Here is a 1,041-nt window from a genome sequence, read left to right on the forward strand (position 1 = left end):
CGCCCTCGTCGACGCGGCCCTCGCGGACGCGGCCGCCGCCCCCGCCGGCCACCCGCGCCTGCCGGAGCTGCGGCACCTGCTGGCGTTCTTCCTGAGCATGCAGGACAGGGACGAGGCGGCGGTGGTGGACGCCCCGCCCCAGCATTCGGCGTACCCGTCCGAGTCCTGCCAACCCGCGACCGTGTGCCAACGCCCTACCGGTTCAGCCGGACCACGGTCTGGATCACCAGCTGCCCGTCACCGCCCAGCGGTTCCCGCCATCCCCATGCTCCGAGCATCCCGCCGGGGCACCCAACCTGCGGCTACCCGCCCCGGCACCGACGCCTGGGTGGTCAGCGGCAACCTCACCACCTACCCGCCCGGCAGCGGTTCGCAGTTGGCGCAGGTCGCCGTCCAGACCCTGGCTGTCAATCCGCAGCTGCTGCGCCGCAATCCAGAGATGCTGCGCAGGGCCTGGGAGATGCAGGCCGAAGCCCGTGCCGACTTCGTCGAACTGTTCGGCACCGACCTCCTCGTCCTCGACCCGGCAGAGGCGCAGGTCCGATTGCGCGAGTATCACCGTCACCGGCAGGAGAAGGCCCTCGCCGCACGTGACGACGAGGCCGCCGCGCAGGCGACGAACAGCGGGCCCTCGCTTGACGAACTCGGCAGCCTGCCCGAAGAGCTTCTCGACGCGGACACCGTCGCTGTGATCTGTGACGAGACCGAAGGCATCTGCTACTACGCCGACTTCGGCCGTCTCGACGCGCTGTTCGCCGATCCGGCTCTGGCCCGTAACCGCACCTACCTGACGCAGCTCCGGGAATACCTGAACGACGACTCCGTCTCCCCCATGGTCATCCGCCGCCTGGTCCAGCGGCATCCCGAGAACGCCGACGCCCCCGGTAGGGCGGACTGGGCGAGCGCCCCGGTGAAGTCCGCCCGCTCGGCCACGGCGTTGCGGCCCCGGGTCGCCTGGAAGACCCCCGCAGGTCACAGCCGGTCCGGCACGACCGGCCCTTGCTTGCGGCTCCTACGGGGACCCGAACCTGCGGTCAATTG

The 1,041-nt window shown here is 71.2% G+C and carries 1 pseudogene; it reads left to right on the forward strand.

The features are described 5' to 3' along the window. Positions 1 to 265: 265 nt before the first annotated feature. Positions 266 to 1,041, forward strand: a pseudogene (locus GUY61_RS38550) (hypothetical protein); the annotation flags it as partial.

Source organism: Streptomyces sp. GC420, from assembly GCF_009916105.1.
Taxonomy (GTDB): Bacteria; Actinomycetota; Actinomycetes; order Streptomycetales; family Streptomycetaceae; genus Streptomyces.